Source organism: Lysinibacillus sp. FSL K6-0102 (assembly GCF_038003545.1).
Lineage (GTDB): Bacteria > Bacillota > Bacilli > Bacillales_A > Planococcaceae > Lysinibacillus > Lysinibacillus capsici.
In genome coordinates, this window is record NZ_JBBOPH010000001.1 from 3,732,820 (window position 1) to 3,745,972 (window position 13,153).

At 45.9% G+C, this 13,153-nt stretch carries 5 protein-coding genes, 26 tRNA genes and 4 rRNA genes; 4 read left to right on the forward strand and 31 right to left on the reverse strand.

Translation table 11 applies throughout. From position 1 onward, the window contains the following. Nucleotides 1-2: 2 nt before the first annotated feature. The 8 genes from NYE73_RS18925 to NYE73_RS18960 form a co-directional block, all read right to left on the reverse strand. Nucleotides 3-91, reverse strand: a tRNA-Leu gene (locus NYE73_RS18925). Nucleotides 92-96: 5 nt separating this feature from the next. Beyond that, nucleotides 97-171 (reverse strand) — tRNA-Gly (locus NYE73_RS18930). A 36-nt stretch (nucleotides 172-207) separates the two neighbouring features. Further along, a tRNA-Leu gene (locus NYE73_RS18935) sits at nucleotides 208-292 on the reverse strand. 17 nt (nucleotides 293-309) lie between these two features. Then, nucleotides 310-385, reverse strand: a tRNA-Lys gene (locus NYE73_RS18940). 7 nt (nucleotides 386-392) lie between these two features. After that, a tRNA-Thr gene (locus NYE73_RS18945) sits at nucleotides 393-468 on the reverse strand. A 3-nt stretch (nucleotides 469-471) separates the two neighbouring features. Next, nucleotides 472-547, reverse strand: a tRNA-Val gene (locus NYE73_RS18950). Nucleotides 548-557: 10 nt separating this feature from the next. Then, nucleotides 558-673 (reverse strand): 5S ribosomal RNA (gene rrf, locus NYE73_RS18955). 278 nt (nucleotides 674-951) lie between these two features. Then, nucleotides 952-2,022, reverse strand: coding sequence for a cysteine desulfurase family protein (locus tag NYE73_RS18960; protein WP_259951315.1), 1,071 nt, complete (start codon nucleotides 2,020-2,022; stop codon nucleotides 952-954). A 100-nt stretch (nucleotides 2,023-2,122) separates the two neighbouring features. On the opposite strand from NYE73_RS18960, the gene nadB reads away from it, so the two are divergent. The 4 genes from nadB to NYE73_RS18980 all read left to right on the forward strand — a co-directional run bounded on the left by nadB (nucleotide 2,123) and on the right by NYE73_RS18980 (nucleotide 6,198). Beyond that, nucleotides 2,123-3,685, forward strand: coding sequence for an L-aspartate oxidase (gene nadB / locus NYE73_RS18965; RefSeq protein WP_048395908.1), 1,563 nt, complete (start codon nucleotides 2,123-2,125; stop codon nucleotides 3,683-3,685). After that, on the forward strand, nucleotides 3,666-4,526 hold the full coding sequence (nadC, locus tag NYE73_RS18970; RefSeq protein WP_048395910.1) for a carboxylating nicotinate-nucleotide diphosphorylase: 861 nt from the start codon (nucleotides 3,666-3,668) through the stop codon (nucleotides 4,524-4,526). The genes nadB and nadC overlap by 20 nt, the downstream gene beginning before the upstream one ends. Further along, nucleotides 4,513-5,616 carry a quinolinate synthase NadA gene (nadA, locus tag NYE73_RS18975; protein ID WP_259951314.1) on the forward strand — a complete coding sequence of 368 codons (1,104 nt, stop codon included), beginning with the start codon at nucleotides 4,513-4,515 and terminating at the stop codon, nucleotides 5,614-5,616. Before nadC ends, nadA begins: the two co-directional genes overlap by 14 nt. Nucleotides 5,617-5,781: 165 nt before the next feature. Beyond that, the gene (locus NYE73_RS18980) at nucleotides 5,782-6,198 is read left to right on the forward strand and encodes a VOC family protein (protein WP_048395913.1); all 417 of its coding nucleotides are present in this window, start codon (nucleotides 5,782-5,784) and stop codon (nucleotides 6,196-6,198) included. 59 nt (nucleotides 6,199-6,257) lie between these two features. Here the strand turns inward: NYE73_RS18980 and NYE73_RS18985 are convergent. The 23 genes from NYE73_RS18985 to NYE73_RS19095 all read right to left on the reverse strand — a co-directional run bounded on the left by NYE73_RS18985 (nucleotide 6,258) and on the right by NYE73_RS19095 (nucleotide 13,012). Continuing rightward, nucleotides 6,258-6,329: transfer RNA gene (locus tag NYE73_RS18985), tRNA-Glu, on the reverse strand. Between the two features lie 2 nt (nucleotides 6,330-6,331). After that, nucleotides 6,332-6,422: transfer RNA gene (locus tag NYE73_RS18990), tRNA-Ser, on the reverse strand. Between the two features lie 10 nt (nucleotides 6,423-6,432). Next, nucleotides 6,433-6,509, reverse strand: a tRNA-Asn gene (locus tag NYE73_RS18995). A 4-nt stretch (nucleotides 6,510-6,513) separates the two neighbouring features. Next, a tRNA-Ile gene (locus NYE73_RS19000) sits at nucleotides 6,514-6,590 on the reverse strand. A gap of 1 nt (nucleotide 6,591) precedes the next feature. Beyond that, nucleotides 6,592-6,665: transfer RNA gene (locus NYE73_RS19005), tRNA-Gly, on the reverse strand. Nucleotides 6,666-6,670: 5 nt separating this feature from the next. Then, nucleotides 6,671-6,746 (reverse strand) — tRNA-Phe (locus tag NYE73_RS19010). Between the two features lie 58 nt (nucleotides 6,747-6,804). Beyond that, nucleotides 6,805-6,880 (reverse strand) — tRNA-Asp (locus NYE73_RS19015). Nucleotides 6,881-6,883: 3 nt separating this feature from the next. Further along, nucleotides 6,884-6,958, reverse strand: a tRNA-Met gene (locus NYE73_RS19020). Nucleotides 6,959-7,011: 53 nt separating this feature from the next. Then, a tRNA-Ser gene (locus NYE73_RS19025) sits at nucleotides 7,012-7,104 on the reverse strand. Between the two features lie 15 nt (nucleotides 7,105-7,119). Then, a tRNA-Ile gene (locus tag NYE73_RS19030) sits at nucleotides 7,120-7,196 on the reverse strand. A 7-nt stretch (nucleotides 7,197-7,203) separates the two neighbouring features. After that, nucleotides 7,204-7,277, reverse strand: a tRNA-Met gene (locus NYE73_RS19035). Nucleotides 7,278-7,305: 28 nt separating this feature from the next. Next, a tRNA-Ala gene (locus NYE73_RS19040) sits at nucleotides 7,306-7,381 on the reverse strand. Nucleotides 7,382-7,397: 16 nt separating this feature from the next. Further along, a tRNA-Pro gene (locus NYE73_RS19045) sits at nucleotides 7,398-7,474 on the reverse strand. Nucleotides 7,475-7,483: 9 nt separating this feature from the next. Continuing rightward, nucleotides 7,484-7,560, reverse strand: a tRNA-Arg gene (locus NYE73_RS19050). Between the two features lie 8 nt (nucleotides 7,561-7,568). Beyond that, nucleotides 7,569-7,657 (reverse strand) — tRNA-Leu (locus NYE73_RS19055). Nucleotides 7,658-7,662: 5 nt separating this feature from the next. Then, nucleotides 7,663-7,737, reverse strand: a tRNA-Gly gene (locus tag NYE73_RS19060). Nucleotides 7,738-7,773: 36 nt separating this feature from the next. Further along, nucleotides 7,774-7,858 (reverse strand) — tRNA-Leu (locus NYE73_RS19065). Nucleotides 7,859-7,875: 17 nt separating this feature from the next. After that, nucleotides 7,876-7,951 (reverse strand) — tRNA-Lys (locus NYE73_RS19070). Between the two features lie 7 nt (nucleotides 7,952-7,958). Further along, nucleotides 7,959-8,034 (reverse strand) — tRNA-Thr (locus NYE73_RS19075). 3 nt (nucleotides 8,035-8,037) lie between these two features. Further along, nucleotides 8,038-8,113: transfer RNA gene (locus NYE73_RS19080), tRNA-Val, on the reverse strand. A 10-nt stretch (nucleotides 8,114-8,123) separates the two neighbouring features. Continuing rightward, nucleotides 8,124-8,239: ribosomal RNA gene (gene rrf, locus NYE73_RS19085) — 5S ribosomal RNA — on the reverse strand. A gap of 111 nt (nucleotides 8,240-8,350) precedes the next feature. Continuing rightward, nucleotides 8,351-11,278 (reverse strand): 23S ribosomal RNA (locus tag NYE73_RS19090). A 182-nt stretch (nucleotides 11,279-11,460) separates the two neighbouring features. Continuing rightward, nucleotides 11,461-13,012, reverse strand: a 16S ribosomal RNA gene (locus NYE73_RS19095). The 16S, 23S and 5S rRNA genes sit together here with 20 tRNA genes alongside, the layout of an rRNA operon. Between the last annotated feature and the right edge of the window lie 141 nt (nucleotides 13,013-13,153).

Here is a 13,153-nt window from a genome sequence, read left to right on the forward strand (position 1 = left end):
AATGGTGCCGAGGACCGGAATCGAACCGGTACGGTAGTCACCTACCGCAGGATTTTAAGTCCTGTGCGTCTGCCAGTTCCGCCACCCCGGCACATTTGGAGCGGAAGACGAGGTTCGAACTCGCGACCCCCACCTTGGCAAGGTGGTGTTCTACCACTGAACTACTTCCGCATGTGCATAAGCTTTTTTATCTGGCAATGAAAATAATGGTGCGGGTGAAGGGAGTCGAACCCCCACGCCTTGCGGCGCTAGATCCTAAGTCTAGTGCGTCTGCCAATTCCGCCACACCCGCTTATTATTATTTATAAATGGTGAGCCATGAAGGACTCGAACCTTCGACCCTCTGATTAAAAGTCAGATGCTCTACCAACTGAGCTAATGGCTCGAAAAAATGGTGCCGGCTATAGGAATCGAACCCACGACCTACTGATTACAAGTCAGTTGCTCTACCTGCTGAGCTAAACCGGCATATGGTGGAGGATGACGGGCTCGAACCGCCGACCCTCTGCTTGTAAGGCAGATGCTCTCCCAGCTGAGCTAATCCTCCTGGGTATTATGCCTAGCGACGTCCTACTCTCACAGGGGGAAGCCCCCAACTACCATCGGCGCTAAAGAGCTTAACTTCCGTGTTCGGTATGGGAACGGGTGTGACCTCTTTGCTATCATCACTAGACTTTGTTATGTATCATGTTTTGAAGTTGTTTACCTGTCCTTCAAGACAAGAATTATTGTATAACGTTTTCTAACATTGTGCAATACTTTTTTATAAAAAAAAGAAATTATTACTTTTTAAAGATATTTTTGTTAAGTAAGAGAAAATATTGCCCTGCAAAATATTATAGCAATTGTTGGTTCAAAAGAAAACAATTATTTTATTTGGCCGATATTATTAGCTTATAATCTATTTCACTACAAGTGAAGAATATAGATAATCCTTCACTCGTCTTTTCGTTAAATATTTGAAAGCTCTATTTTTAATTTTACAATATCCTCAAGTGTAGTGGAAGGACCAAAAGATATTCTAAAAAATTGGCGTGCCGCTTCCAAAGAGAATCCCATTGATAGAATAGCCTTTGTTCCCGATTCACTATGAATATCACATGCACTACCTGTAGAGATACAGATTCCCGCCTCATTTAACTTTAAAAGAACATATTGCCCCTCTACTTTTTCCATCATTACCCCACAAATATTAGGTAGTTGCTGTTTACACTCAACGAGCTGACATTTTTCAGGTAAATTATTTTCAAAATAATTTCTTAGCGTTTCATAATGTTGCAATTCATATTGATAGTTTTCAATTGCCGCGGCAAAGGCCACGATTGCAGGAGTATCTAATGTCCCCCCTCTAAGACCCCTCTCATGTGTCAAACCCGGTGTTAATGCAGGTACTCTGATTGCGGGGTTCAGATATATAGCACCACAGCCCTTTGGTCCGCCTATTTTATGAGCCGAGATGGTAATCGCATCTGCCCCTTTTGGTATAGCTAGTTTGCTAAATGATTGTACACAATCAACATGACAGAATATATTTGATTTTCTTGCCATCTTTACGATTTTCTCTACAGGCTGGATTGAACCAATTTCAGAATTGACATGTTGAATGGTAATCAAAGCAGTCTCTTCCCGGATTGCTTGTTGCAATTGCCCCAGATCAACACAACCATCCTTCTGCAAAGGTAATTTTGTTACAGTAAAACCCTTTTTCTCAAGTGTTTTCAAAGCCGCATGCACTGACGTATGCTCAGCTTGAGATGAAATAATGTGTTTTCCTTTTTTTGAGGCTAGCGCTAACGACAAGATGGCTATGAGATTTCCTTCTGTTCCACTACCCGTAAAAATTACGCCATCACTAGTTACACCTAGGGCTTGGGCTACAACCTCCCTTGATTGCTGGACAAAATAAAAAGCTTGTCCCCCTAAATCATGCAAACTCGCACTATTTCCATAATACCGTTGTGCCACCTCTACATATGCCTCAAGAGATTCCCTCATCATAGGTGATGTTGCAGCATAATCCATATAAATCATCGTCTTCTTCCTCTCTTGTTCATCAGGTCTTGTTTTCTTTTATATTTTATGTAAAGATAAGTGTCAAGACAACTGTAAAGAAGGTATAACGATGGATGTAAAGACAGACGTCCTTATAATTGGTAGTGGTATTGCTGCACTTCAGGCTGCTTTAGTGCTTGAAAAACATTTTCAAATACAAATTGTTACAAAATCATCTATATATATGAGTAGTTCTTATCGTGCACAAGGTGGGATTGCTGCTGTTACCAGTGAGGAGGATCATATTCAACATCATATTGCTGATACATTGAAAGCTGGAGAGTATCATCATGAGAAAAGGCATGTTAAAACACTTATAAAAAATGGCACTGAGATTATGCAAAACTATCTAAAGGATGGCCTCCCTGTTGATCGGCAGGTCGATGGAAAACCTGCTCTAGGACTTGAAGGAGCACATAGTCATCATCGTATTCTACATGCAGGTGGTGATCGTACTGGTCAGATTTTCATAGATTACTTGCTTCATAAACTTTCGCCCAAAACAAAGATCAATTGCTATGAAATGGCTTATGAGCTTTTACGGAATACAGATGGTGACTGTGTAGGAGTACTAACTAAAGGAGAAAAAGGTACAAAACGTTATTTGGCTCATCATGTTATTTTAGCGACAGGTGGCGCAGGTGCCCTTTATTCAAGTACATCTAATTTTCCAACTAATACAGGGGATGGGATCGCATTAGCATTTCGAGCAGGCGCTGCCATTAGTGATATGGAATTTATGCAATTTCACCCGAGTCTTCTGTGGTGTAAAAATGAAGCAAAGGGATTAGTTTCTGAAGCTGTCAGAGGGGCTGGTGGTATTTTTGTTAATGCCCAGCATCAGCCCATTATGACAGGTTTACATGCTCAACTTGACCTAGCACCAAGACATATTACTGCACTTGCCCTATTTACAAAACGTGCAGCGGGTGAAGAAACGTTTATTGATATCACTAACATTCAAGACTTTGAAGCAAAGTTTCCAACAATTGCTCAGCTGTGCCATGTTCATCACGTTCATTTACAAGATGGTCTAATCCCCGTGGCTCCAGGAAGTCATTTCTTGATGGGTGGTGTTATTGCTGATGACAAAGGAAGAACTACTATACCGAACTTATATGCAGTCGGTGAGGTTGCCTGTACAGGCGTACATGGTGCGAATCGTTTAGCAAGTAACTCCCTATTGGAAGGTATTACATTTGGTCAAAAAATGGCGCAGTTCATTATTCAAAAAGGGTGTCATCAAAAAAACTTTTTACTGGAAAAGCATCAATGTCCTGATAAAATGCCACCTTTATTTAGCAAACCCCAATTACAGCAACACATGATGCGGTTCCTAGGTATTGTTAGAAATATTGATGACTTGCAACATTTTGTAAAGCAACTACCCTCCTTGCAATCACTTATTCAAGTTAATTTAAAGGGTCTAGAACTAGCTGAGTTGGAATTATTTATGATGCATGTAGTCGCCACATTAATGGCACATGCAGCAATTACGCGAACGGAAACAAGAGGAGCTCATATTCGGAAGGATAAATCCGAAATGAAATCACAATGGGCAAGTCGATGGATTATTTTTTCGCAAGGACAAATGAAAGTGAGGAACTCATTGTATGAATATCATCAAACTTGAGGAAATGCTCAAGCAATTTTTTAATGAGGATTTAGGAGATGGAGATTTATCGAGTGAATTTATCTTTTCAGCCGAACAACAGGGAGCTTTTTCTTTTTACGCGAAAGAAAGCGGAATTTTTTGTGGGGCTAACATTATTGAGCATGGCTTTCTCTTACTCGATCGATCAATCGAAGTCAACCTTCATACAAAAGATGGAGAGATGGTGAAGTCAGGTGATGTACTCGCTGTGATTAAAGGTCCCTTACAAAAATTATTAATCGGTGAGCGTGTCATTTTAAATCTTATTCAACGTATGTCTGCTATTGCAACGGCTGCCCATCTTGCCGTTCAAGAAACAGTAGGTACTCACGCAAAAATATGTGATACGCGTAAAACACTACCAGGACTGCGTATGCTAGATAAATATGCTGTTAGAATTGGTGGTGCTTTTAATCATCGAAATGGCCTGTATGACGCAATTATGCTAAAGGACAATCATATTGCCTTTGCTGGTAGCATTACAAAGGCAGTTCAGACCGCTAGAGCGAAAGTCGGTCATACCGTAAAAATTGAAGTTGAAATTGAAACAAAAGAACAATTAGAAGAAGCTATCAACGCAGGAGCAGATATTATTATGTTTGATAACCGTAGCCCAGAAGAAATCCGTGCATGGCTTCCCATTGTTCCTCCCACTATTGCGACTGAAGCATCTGGGGGCATCACACTTGAAAATTTAAAGGCTTATGCCCAAACGGGTATTCAATGGATTTCACTTGGCTCCTTAACACATTCAGTTAAAGCTTTTGATATTAGTGCACTCGTTCAAATGAAAGGAGATCATTCCCTTGTCCATCACTAGTTTATTACAACAGACGACATTACTCCCAGAGCATTATCGGGCACTATCTGTAAAGGAAATGGAATCTCGTATTTTATCAATAAAGAAAAAATTAGGTCCTAAATTATTTATTCCTGGCCACCATTATCAAAAAGATGAAGTCATTCAATTTGCAGATGCAACTGGGGATTCTTTACAGTTAGCTCAATTATCCGCAGCAAATAAGGAAGCTGAACACATCGTATTTTGCGGTGTACATTTTATGGCAGAGACTGCTGATATGCTGACAACGAAACAGCAACATGTCTATTTACCAGATATGCGCGCTGGATGTTCAATGGCTGATATGGCTGATATTTATCAAACTGAACAAGCATGGCCAATTCTTCAAGAACTCTTTGGTGATACGATTATTCCTCTAACCTATGTTAACTCAACTGCGGCTATTAAAGCCTTTACTGGAAGACATGGTGGTGCTTGTGTCACTTCATCGAATGCAAAGGAACTTGTTCAATGGGCTTTTACCCAAAAACAGCGTATCTTCTTTTTACCTGACCAACATTTAGGAAGAAATACTGCCTATGATTTAGGTATACCTCTTGAAAATATGGCTGTTTGGAATCCGCATAAGAACTTGCTCGAAACAAAAGAGCCACTTGAAAATATCCAGGTTATTCTTTGGAAGGGTCACTGCTCTGTGCACGAAGGTTTTACTGTTCAACATACAGAGGTTATTCGCAAAGAACACCCGACTATGAGGATAATTGTTCACCCTGAGTGCAGCCGTGAAGTGGTTGCAGCGGCTGATGATGCAGGCTCCACAAAATACATTATTGATACAATCAATCGAGCTCCAAGCGGATCTGCATGGGCAATTGGAACAGAAATGAACCTTGTCAATCGCATTATTAAGCAGCATCCTGATAAACATATTGTCTCCTTAAACGAAAACTTTTGTCCTTGTTTAACAATGAATCGAATTGACCTTCCACATTTGTTATGGAGCTTAGAAAGTATTGAGCAAGGTCAACCTCATAACCGTATACAAGTAGATGAATATACTACCTCTGAAGCACTTAGTTCACTTGAAAGAATGCTAGCCAGAGGATAAATAGTTAAAACTTTTTAAACAGAAAGGTTGAAGATATAACCTTTCTGTTTTTGTTGACATAACACCTACTTCTAATAGTGCTAATGGCTTCCATTTGCGCCCCGCATTGCTATAATTGACACGACTTTATGCTCCATGATACTGTCAATTTGGAGGTGATACTAAATGGCTTTTCAATCGAAAAATATCTTTATCAATTTACCAGTAAAAGATCTAAACAAATCTATCAGTTTTTTTAAGGAATTAGGTTTTGAGTTCAATCAACAATTCAGTGATGAAACAACAGCCTCAATGATTATTAGCGAAAATATCTTCGTATTAATAATGGTTGAAGAACGATTTAAAGGATTTAGTAAGAAAGAAGTTACAGATACTACTACTTCTGCAGAAGCAATCTTATGTCTCTCTGCTGAAAACCGAGAACAAGTAGATCAATTAGTGAATAAGGCACTTGCCTCTGGTGGTAAACCTTATAGTGAACCACAAGATCACGGATTTATGTATGGTTGGGGTTTTCAAGATGTAGATGGGCATATCTGGGAAGTAGTTTATATGGATGAAAATGCATTGAATCAAGAGTAAATTTTGTATCTATGAATATCAAAAAACAGTAGATGCAATTGCATCTACTGTTTCTAGTATGACCCGTACGGGATTCGAACCCGTGTTACCGCCGTGAAAGGGCGGTGTCTTAACCACTTGACCAACGGGCCCATGGCGGAGAAGGAGGGATTTGAACCCTCGCGCCGGTTACCCGACCTACACCCTTAGCAGGGGCGCCTCTTCAGCCTCTTGAGTACTTCCCCAAAATAAAAATGGCTCCGAAGGCAGGACTCGAACCTGCGACAACCTGATTAACAGTCAGGTGCTACTACCAACTGAGCTACTTCGGAATAATGGTGGGCCTAAATGGACTCGAACCATCGACCTCACGCTTATCAGGCGTGCGCTCTAACCAGCTGAGCTATAGGCCCTTGGAGCGGGTGATGGGAATCGAACCCACGACATCAGCTTGGAAGGCTGAGGTTTTACCATTAAACTACACCCGCATAAATGGTGGGTCAGGACGGAATCGAACCGCCGACACTTAGAGCTTCAATCTAATGCTCTACCAACTGAGCTACTGACCCATTTCGTCCATGCTAAGCTTGCTCACTTTTTTGCTTCTCATGACTTTTATTTTAAAAATGGCGGTCCCGACCGGGATCGAACCGGCGATCTCCTGCGTGACAGGCAGGCATGTTAACCGCTACACCACGGGACCTTTTGGTTGCGGGGGCCGGATTTGAACCAACGACCTTCGGGTTATGAGCCCGACGAGCTACCACTGCTCCACCCCGCGATAATTTTATGTTGTTTCGAGTTTTTAAAGCACCATTTATAAAAATTTAAAACTGGAGGAGGTAGAGGGATTCGAACCCCCGCGCGGTGTTACCCGCCTGTCGGTTTTCAAGACCGATCCCTTCAGCCAGACTTGGGTATACCTCCGTTACAATATATAAATGGTGGACCTTGCAGGACTCGAACCTGCGACCGGACGGTTATGAGCCGTCTGCTCTAACCAACTGAGCTAAAGGTCCTTTAAGATGGCGGCAGAGGGGATCGAACCCCCGACCTTACGGGTATGAACCGTACGCTCTAGCCAGCTGAGCTACGCCGCCAGGATCTTTATACTGGTTAATTTACTTATGGTGGAGCCTAGCGGGATCGAACCGCTGACCTCCTGCGTGCAAGGCAGGCGCTCTCCCAGCTGAGCTAAGGCCCCATAATCTTTTTGGAAATGGTCGGGAAGACAGGATTCGAACCTGCGACCCCTTGGTCCCAAACCAAGTGCTCTACCAAGCTGAGCTACTTCCCGTTGTTCTTTTGGCGCGCCCGACAGGAGTCGAACCCATAACCTTCTGATCCGTAGTCAGACGCTCTATCCAATTGAGCTACGGGCGCATTTAAAATGGTGCCGAGGACCGGAATCGAACCGGTACGGTAGTCACCTACCGCAGGATTTTAAGTCCTGTGCGTCTGCCAGTTCCGCCACCCCGGCACATTTGGAGCGGAAGACGAGGTTCGAACTCGCGACCCCCACCTTGGCAAGGTGGTGTTCTACCACTGAACTACTTCCGCATGTGCATAAGCTTTTTTATCTGGCAATGAAAATAATGGTGCGGGTGAAGGGAGTCGAACCCCCACGCCTTGCGGCGCTAGATCCTAAGTCTAGTGCGTCTGCCAATTCCGCCACACCCGCTTATTATTATTTATAAATGGTGAGCCATGAAGGACTCGAACCTTCGACCCTCTGATTAAAAGTCAGATGCTCTACCAACTGAGCTAATGGCTCGAAAAAATGGTGCCGGCTATAGGAATCGAACCCACGACCTACTGATTACAAGTCAGTTGCTCTACCTGCTGAGCTAAACCGGCATATGGTGGAGGATGACGGGCTCGAACCGCCGACCCTCTGCTTGTAAGGCAGATGCTCTCCCAGCTGAGCTAATCCTCCTGGGTATTATGCCTAGCGACGTCCTACTCTCACAGGGGGAAGCCCCCAACTACCATCGGCGCTAAAGAGCTTAACTTCCGTGTTCGGTATGGGAACGGGTGTGACCTCTTTGCCATCATCACTAGACTATGGTCGACCTTCCATACACGGCGTACTGCTGTGTCTAGAAGCTCTCTTTTTAGAAAGATTTGCTCTTTCAAAACTGGATAAACGGTGCATTGAATGTTTCAAACTTTTTTGGTTAAGTCCTCGATCGATTAGTATTCGTCAGCTCCATGTGTCACCACACTTCCACCTCGAACCTATCTACCTCATCGTCTTTGAGGGATCTTACTTACTTGCGTAATGGGAAATCTCATCTTGAGGGGGGCTTCATGCTTAGATGCTTTCAGCACTTATCCCGTCCACACATAGCTACCCAGCGATGCCTTTGGCAAGACAACTGGTACACCAGCGGTGTGTCCATCCCGGTCCTCTCGTACTAAGGACAGCTCCTCTCAAATTTCCTACGCCCACGACGGATAGGGACCGAACTGTCTCACGACGTTCTGAACCCAGCTCGCGTACCGCTTTAATGGGCGAACAGCCCAACCCTTGGGACCGACTACAGCCCCAGGATGCGATGAGCCGACATCGAGGTGCCAAACCTCCCCGTCGATGTGGACTCTTGGGGGAGATAAGCCTGTTATCCCCGGGGTAGCTTTTATCCGTTGAGCGATGGCCCTTCCATGCGGAACCACCGGATCACTAAGCCCGTCTTTCGACCCTGCTCGACTTGTAGGTCTCGCAGTCAAGCTCCCTTGTGCCTTTACACTCTACGAATGATTTCCAACCATTCTGAGGGAACCTTTGGGCGCCTCCGTTACCTTTTAGGAGGCGACCGCCCCAGTCAAACTGTCCGCCTGACACTGTCTCCTGCCCCGCTAAGGGGCATGGGTTAGAATTTCAATACAACCAGGGTAGTATCCCACCGACGCCTCCTTCGAAGCTGGCGCTCCGAGATCTCTGGCTCCTACCTATCCTGTACAAGTTGTACCAAAATTCAATATCAGGCTACAGTAAAGCTCCACGGGGTCTTTCCGTCCTGTCGCGGGTAACCTGCATCTTCACAGGTACTATAATTTCACCGAGTCTCTCGTTGAGACAGTGCCCAGATCGTTACGCCTTTCGTGCGGGTCGGAACTTACCCGACAAGGAATTTCGCTACCTTAGGACCGTTATAGTTACGGCCGCCGTTTACTGGGGCTTCAATTCGCAGCTTCGCTTGCGCTAACCACTCCTCTTAACCTTCCAGCACCGGGCAGGCGTCAGCCCCTATACGTCACCTTACGGTTTTGCAGAGACCTGTGTTTTTGCTAAACAGTCGCCTGGGCCTATTCACTGCGGCTCTCATGCGCTTGCACGCTCAAGAGCACCCCTTCTCCCGAAGTTACGGGGTCATTTTGCCGAGTTCCTTAACGAGAGTTCTCTCGCACACCTTAGGATTCTCTCCTCGACTACCTGTGTCGGTTTGCGGTACGGGCACCTCTCACCTCGATAGAGGCTTTTCTTGGCAGTGTGAAATCAGGAACTTCGTCCATACGGACTCGCCATCACAGCTCAACGTTACAGTGTGCGGATTTGCCTACACACACGCCTTACTGCTTGGACGCGCACAACCAACGGCGCGCTTACCCTATCCTACTGCGTCCCCCCATTTCTCAAACGGTGAGGAGGTGGTACAGGAATATCAACCTGTTGTCCATCGCCTACGCCTATCGGCCTCGGCTTAGGTCCCGACTAACCCTGAGCGGACGAGCCTTCCTCAGGAAACCTTAGTCATACGGTGGACGGGATTCTCACCCGTCTTTCGCTACTCATACCGGCATTCTCACTTCTAAGCGCTCCACCAGTCCTTCCGATCTGACTTCAACGCACTTAGAACGCTCTCCTACCACTGACATCGTAGATGTCAATCCACAGCTTCGGTGAATCGTTTAGCCCCGATACATTTTCGGCGCAGCGTCACTCGACCAGTGAGCTATTACGCACTCTTTAAATGATGGCTGCTTCTAAGCCAACATCCTGGTTGTCTGTGCAACGCCACATCCTTTTCCACTTAACGATTACTTTGGGACCTTAGCTGGTGGTCTGGGCTGTTTCCCTTTTGACTACGGATCTTATCACTCGCAGTCTGACTCCCGTGTATAAATATCTGGCATTCGGAGTTTGTCTGAATTCGGTAAACCGGGATGGCCCCCTAGTCCAAACAGTGCTCTACCTCCAGTATTCTCATCACGAGGCTAGCCCTAAAGCTATTTCGGAGAGAACCAGCTATCTCCAAGTTCGATTGGAATTTCTCCGCTACCCACACCTCATCCCCGCACTTTTCAACGTGCGTGGGTTCGGGCCTCCAGTAAGTGTTACCTCACCTTCACCCTGGACATGGGTAGATCACCTGGTTTCGGGTCTACGACCACGTACTATTTCGCCCTATTCAGACTCGCTTTCGCTGCGGCTCCGCCTTCTAAAGCTTAACCTTGCACGTAATCGTAACTCGCCGGTTCATTCTACAAAAGGCACGCTATCACCCATTAACGGGCTCTAACTACTTGTAGGCACACGGTTTCAGGATCTCTTTCACTCCCCTTCCGGGGTGCTTTTCACCTTTCCCTCACGGTACTGGTTCACTATCGGTCACTAGGTAGTATTTAGCCTTGGGAGATGGTCCTCCCGGATTCCGACGGAATTTCACGTGTTCCGCCGTACTCAGGATCCACTCAGGAGAGAACGAACTTTCGACTACAGGGCTTTTACCTGCTCTGGCGGACCTTTCCAAGTCGCTTCATCTAACTCGCTCTTTTGTAACTCCGTATAGAGTGTCCTACAACCCCAAGAGGCAAGCCTCTTGGTTTGGGCTCTTCCCGTTTCGCTCGCCGCTACTCAGGGAATCGATTTTTCTTTCTCTTCCTCCAGGTACTTAGATGTTTCAGTTCCCTGGGTCTGCCTTCAAGACGCTATGTATTCACGTCAAGATACTACGCGATTAAACGTAGTGGGTTCCCCCATTCGGAAATCTCCGGATCAAAGCTCACTTACAGCTCCCCGAAGCATATCGGTGTTAGTGCCGTCCTTCTTCGGCTCCTAGTGCCAAGGCATTCGCCGTGCGCCCTTAATAACTTAACCAAGTTATTAAGCCTATAAAAAACTTAAAAAAATAAATGTGTTTGTTACAATTTCAATGTCGTTTTATCCAGTTTTCAAAGAACAAGTTTTGAAGTGTTTCATTCAGATAGAATGAACCTTCAAAACTGAACGCAAAACGTAATCTTACAAACCCAAGGTTTGTATTCCGAAATAATCCTTAGAAAGGAGGTGATCCAGCCGCACCTTCCGATACGGCTACCTTGTTACGACTTCACCCCAATCATCTATCCCACCTTCGGCGGCTGGCTCCAAAAGGTTACCTCACCGACTTCGGGTGTTACAAACTCTCGTGGTGTGACGGGCGGTGTGTACAAGGCCCGGGAACGTATTCACCGCGGCATGCTGATCCGCGATTACTAGCGATTCCGGCTTCATGTAGGCGAGTTGCAGCCTACAATCCGAACTGAGAACGACTTTATCGGATTAGCTCCCTCTCGCGAGTTGGCAACCGTTTGTATCGTCCATTGTAGCACGTGTGTAGCCCAGGTCATAAGGGGCATGATGATTTGACGTCATCCCCACCTTCCTCCGGTTTGTCACCGGCAGTCACCTTAGAGTGCCCAACTAAATGATGGCAACTAAGATCAAGGGTTGCGCTCGTTGCGGGACTTAACCCAACATCTCACGACACGAGCTGACGACAACCATGCACCACCTGTCACCGTTGCCCCCGAAGGGGAAACTATATCTCTACAGTGGTCAACGGGATGTCAAGACCTGGTAAGGTTCTTCGCGTTGCTTCGAATTAAACCACATGCTCCACCGCTTGTGCGGGCCCCCGTCAATTCCTTTGAGTTTCAGTCTTGCGACCGTACTCCCCAGGCGGAGTGCTTAATGCGTTAGCTGCAGCACTAAGGGGCGGAAACCCCCTAACACTTAGCACTCATCGTTTACGGCGTGGACTACCAGGGTATCTAATCCTGTTTGCTCCCCACGCTTTCGCGCCTCAGCGTCAGTTACAGACCAGAAAGTCGCCTTCGCCACTGGTGTTCCTCCAAATCTCTACGCATTTCACCGCTACACTTGGAATTCCACTTTCCTCTTCTGCACTCAAGTCCCCCAGTTTCCAATGACCCTCCACGGTTGAGCCGTGGGCTTTCACATCAGACTTAAAGGACCGCCTGCGCGCGCTTTACGCCCAATAATTCCGGACAACGCTTGCCACCTACGTATTACCGCGGCTGCTGGCACGTAGTTAGCCGTGGCTTTCTAATAAGGTACCGTCAAGGTACAGCCAGTTACTACTGTACTTGTTCTTCCCTTACAACAGAGTTTTACGATCCGAAAACCTTCTTCACTCACGCGGCGTTGCTCCATCAGGCTTTCGCCCATTGTGGAAGATTCCCTACTGCTGCCTCCCGTAGGAGTCTGGGCCGTGTCTCAGTCCCAGTGTGGCCGATCACCCTCTCAGGTCGGCTACGCATCGTCGCCTTGGTGAGCCGTTACCTCACCAACTAGCTAATGCGCCGCGGGCCCATCCTATAGCGACAGCCGAAACCGTCTTTCAGTCTTTCACCATGAAGCAAAAGAGATTATTCGGTATTAGCCCCGGTTTCCCGGAGTTATCCCAAACTATAGGGTAGGTTGCCCACGTGTTACTCACCCGTCCGCCGCTAACGTCAAAGGAGCAAGCTCCTTTTCTGTTCGCTCGACTTGCATGTATTAGGCACGCCGCCAGCGTTCGTCCTGAGCCAGGATCAAACTCTCCATAAAAGAAATTTGATTAGCTCAAATTTTGCTGGCATCATGTTTGATGTCCAAAATTTTTGTTTTGTTCACTAGCAAAACTAGCTACTTAAAACTTTATTGATTACGTTTTGCTTGTTCAGTTTTCAAGGTTCATTTTATTTAAGT

Bases quoted from the DNA above. Each gene is read 5' to 3' on its own strand.
- NYE73_RS18960 (WP_259951315.1), bottom strand. From the start codon at position 2,022: ATGGATTATGCTGCAACATCACCTATGATGAGGGAATCTCTTGAGGCA.
- nadC (WP_048395910.1), top strand. From the start codon at position 3,666: ATGAATATCATCAAACTTGAGGAAATGCTCAAGCAATTTTTTAATGAG.
- NYE73_RS18980 (WP_048395913.1), top strand. From the start codon at position 5,782: ATGGCTTTTCAATCGAAAAATATCTTTATCAATTTACCAGTAAAAGAT.
- nadB (WP_048395908.1), top strand. From the start codon at position 2,123: ATGGATGTAAAGACAGACGTCCTTATAATTGGTAGTGGTATTGCTGCA.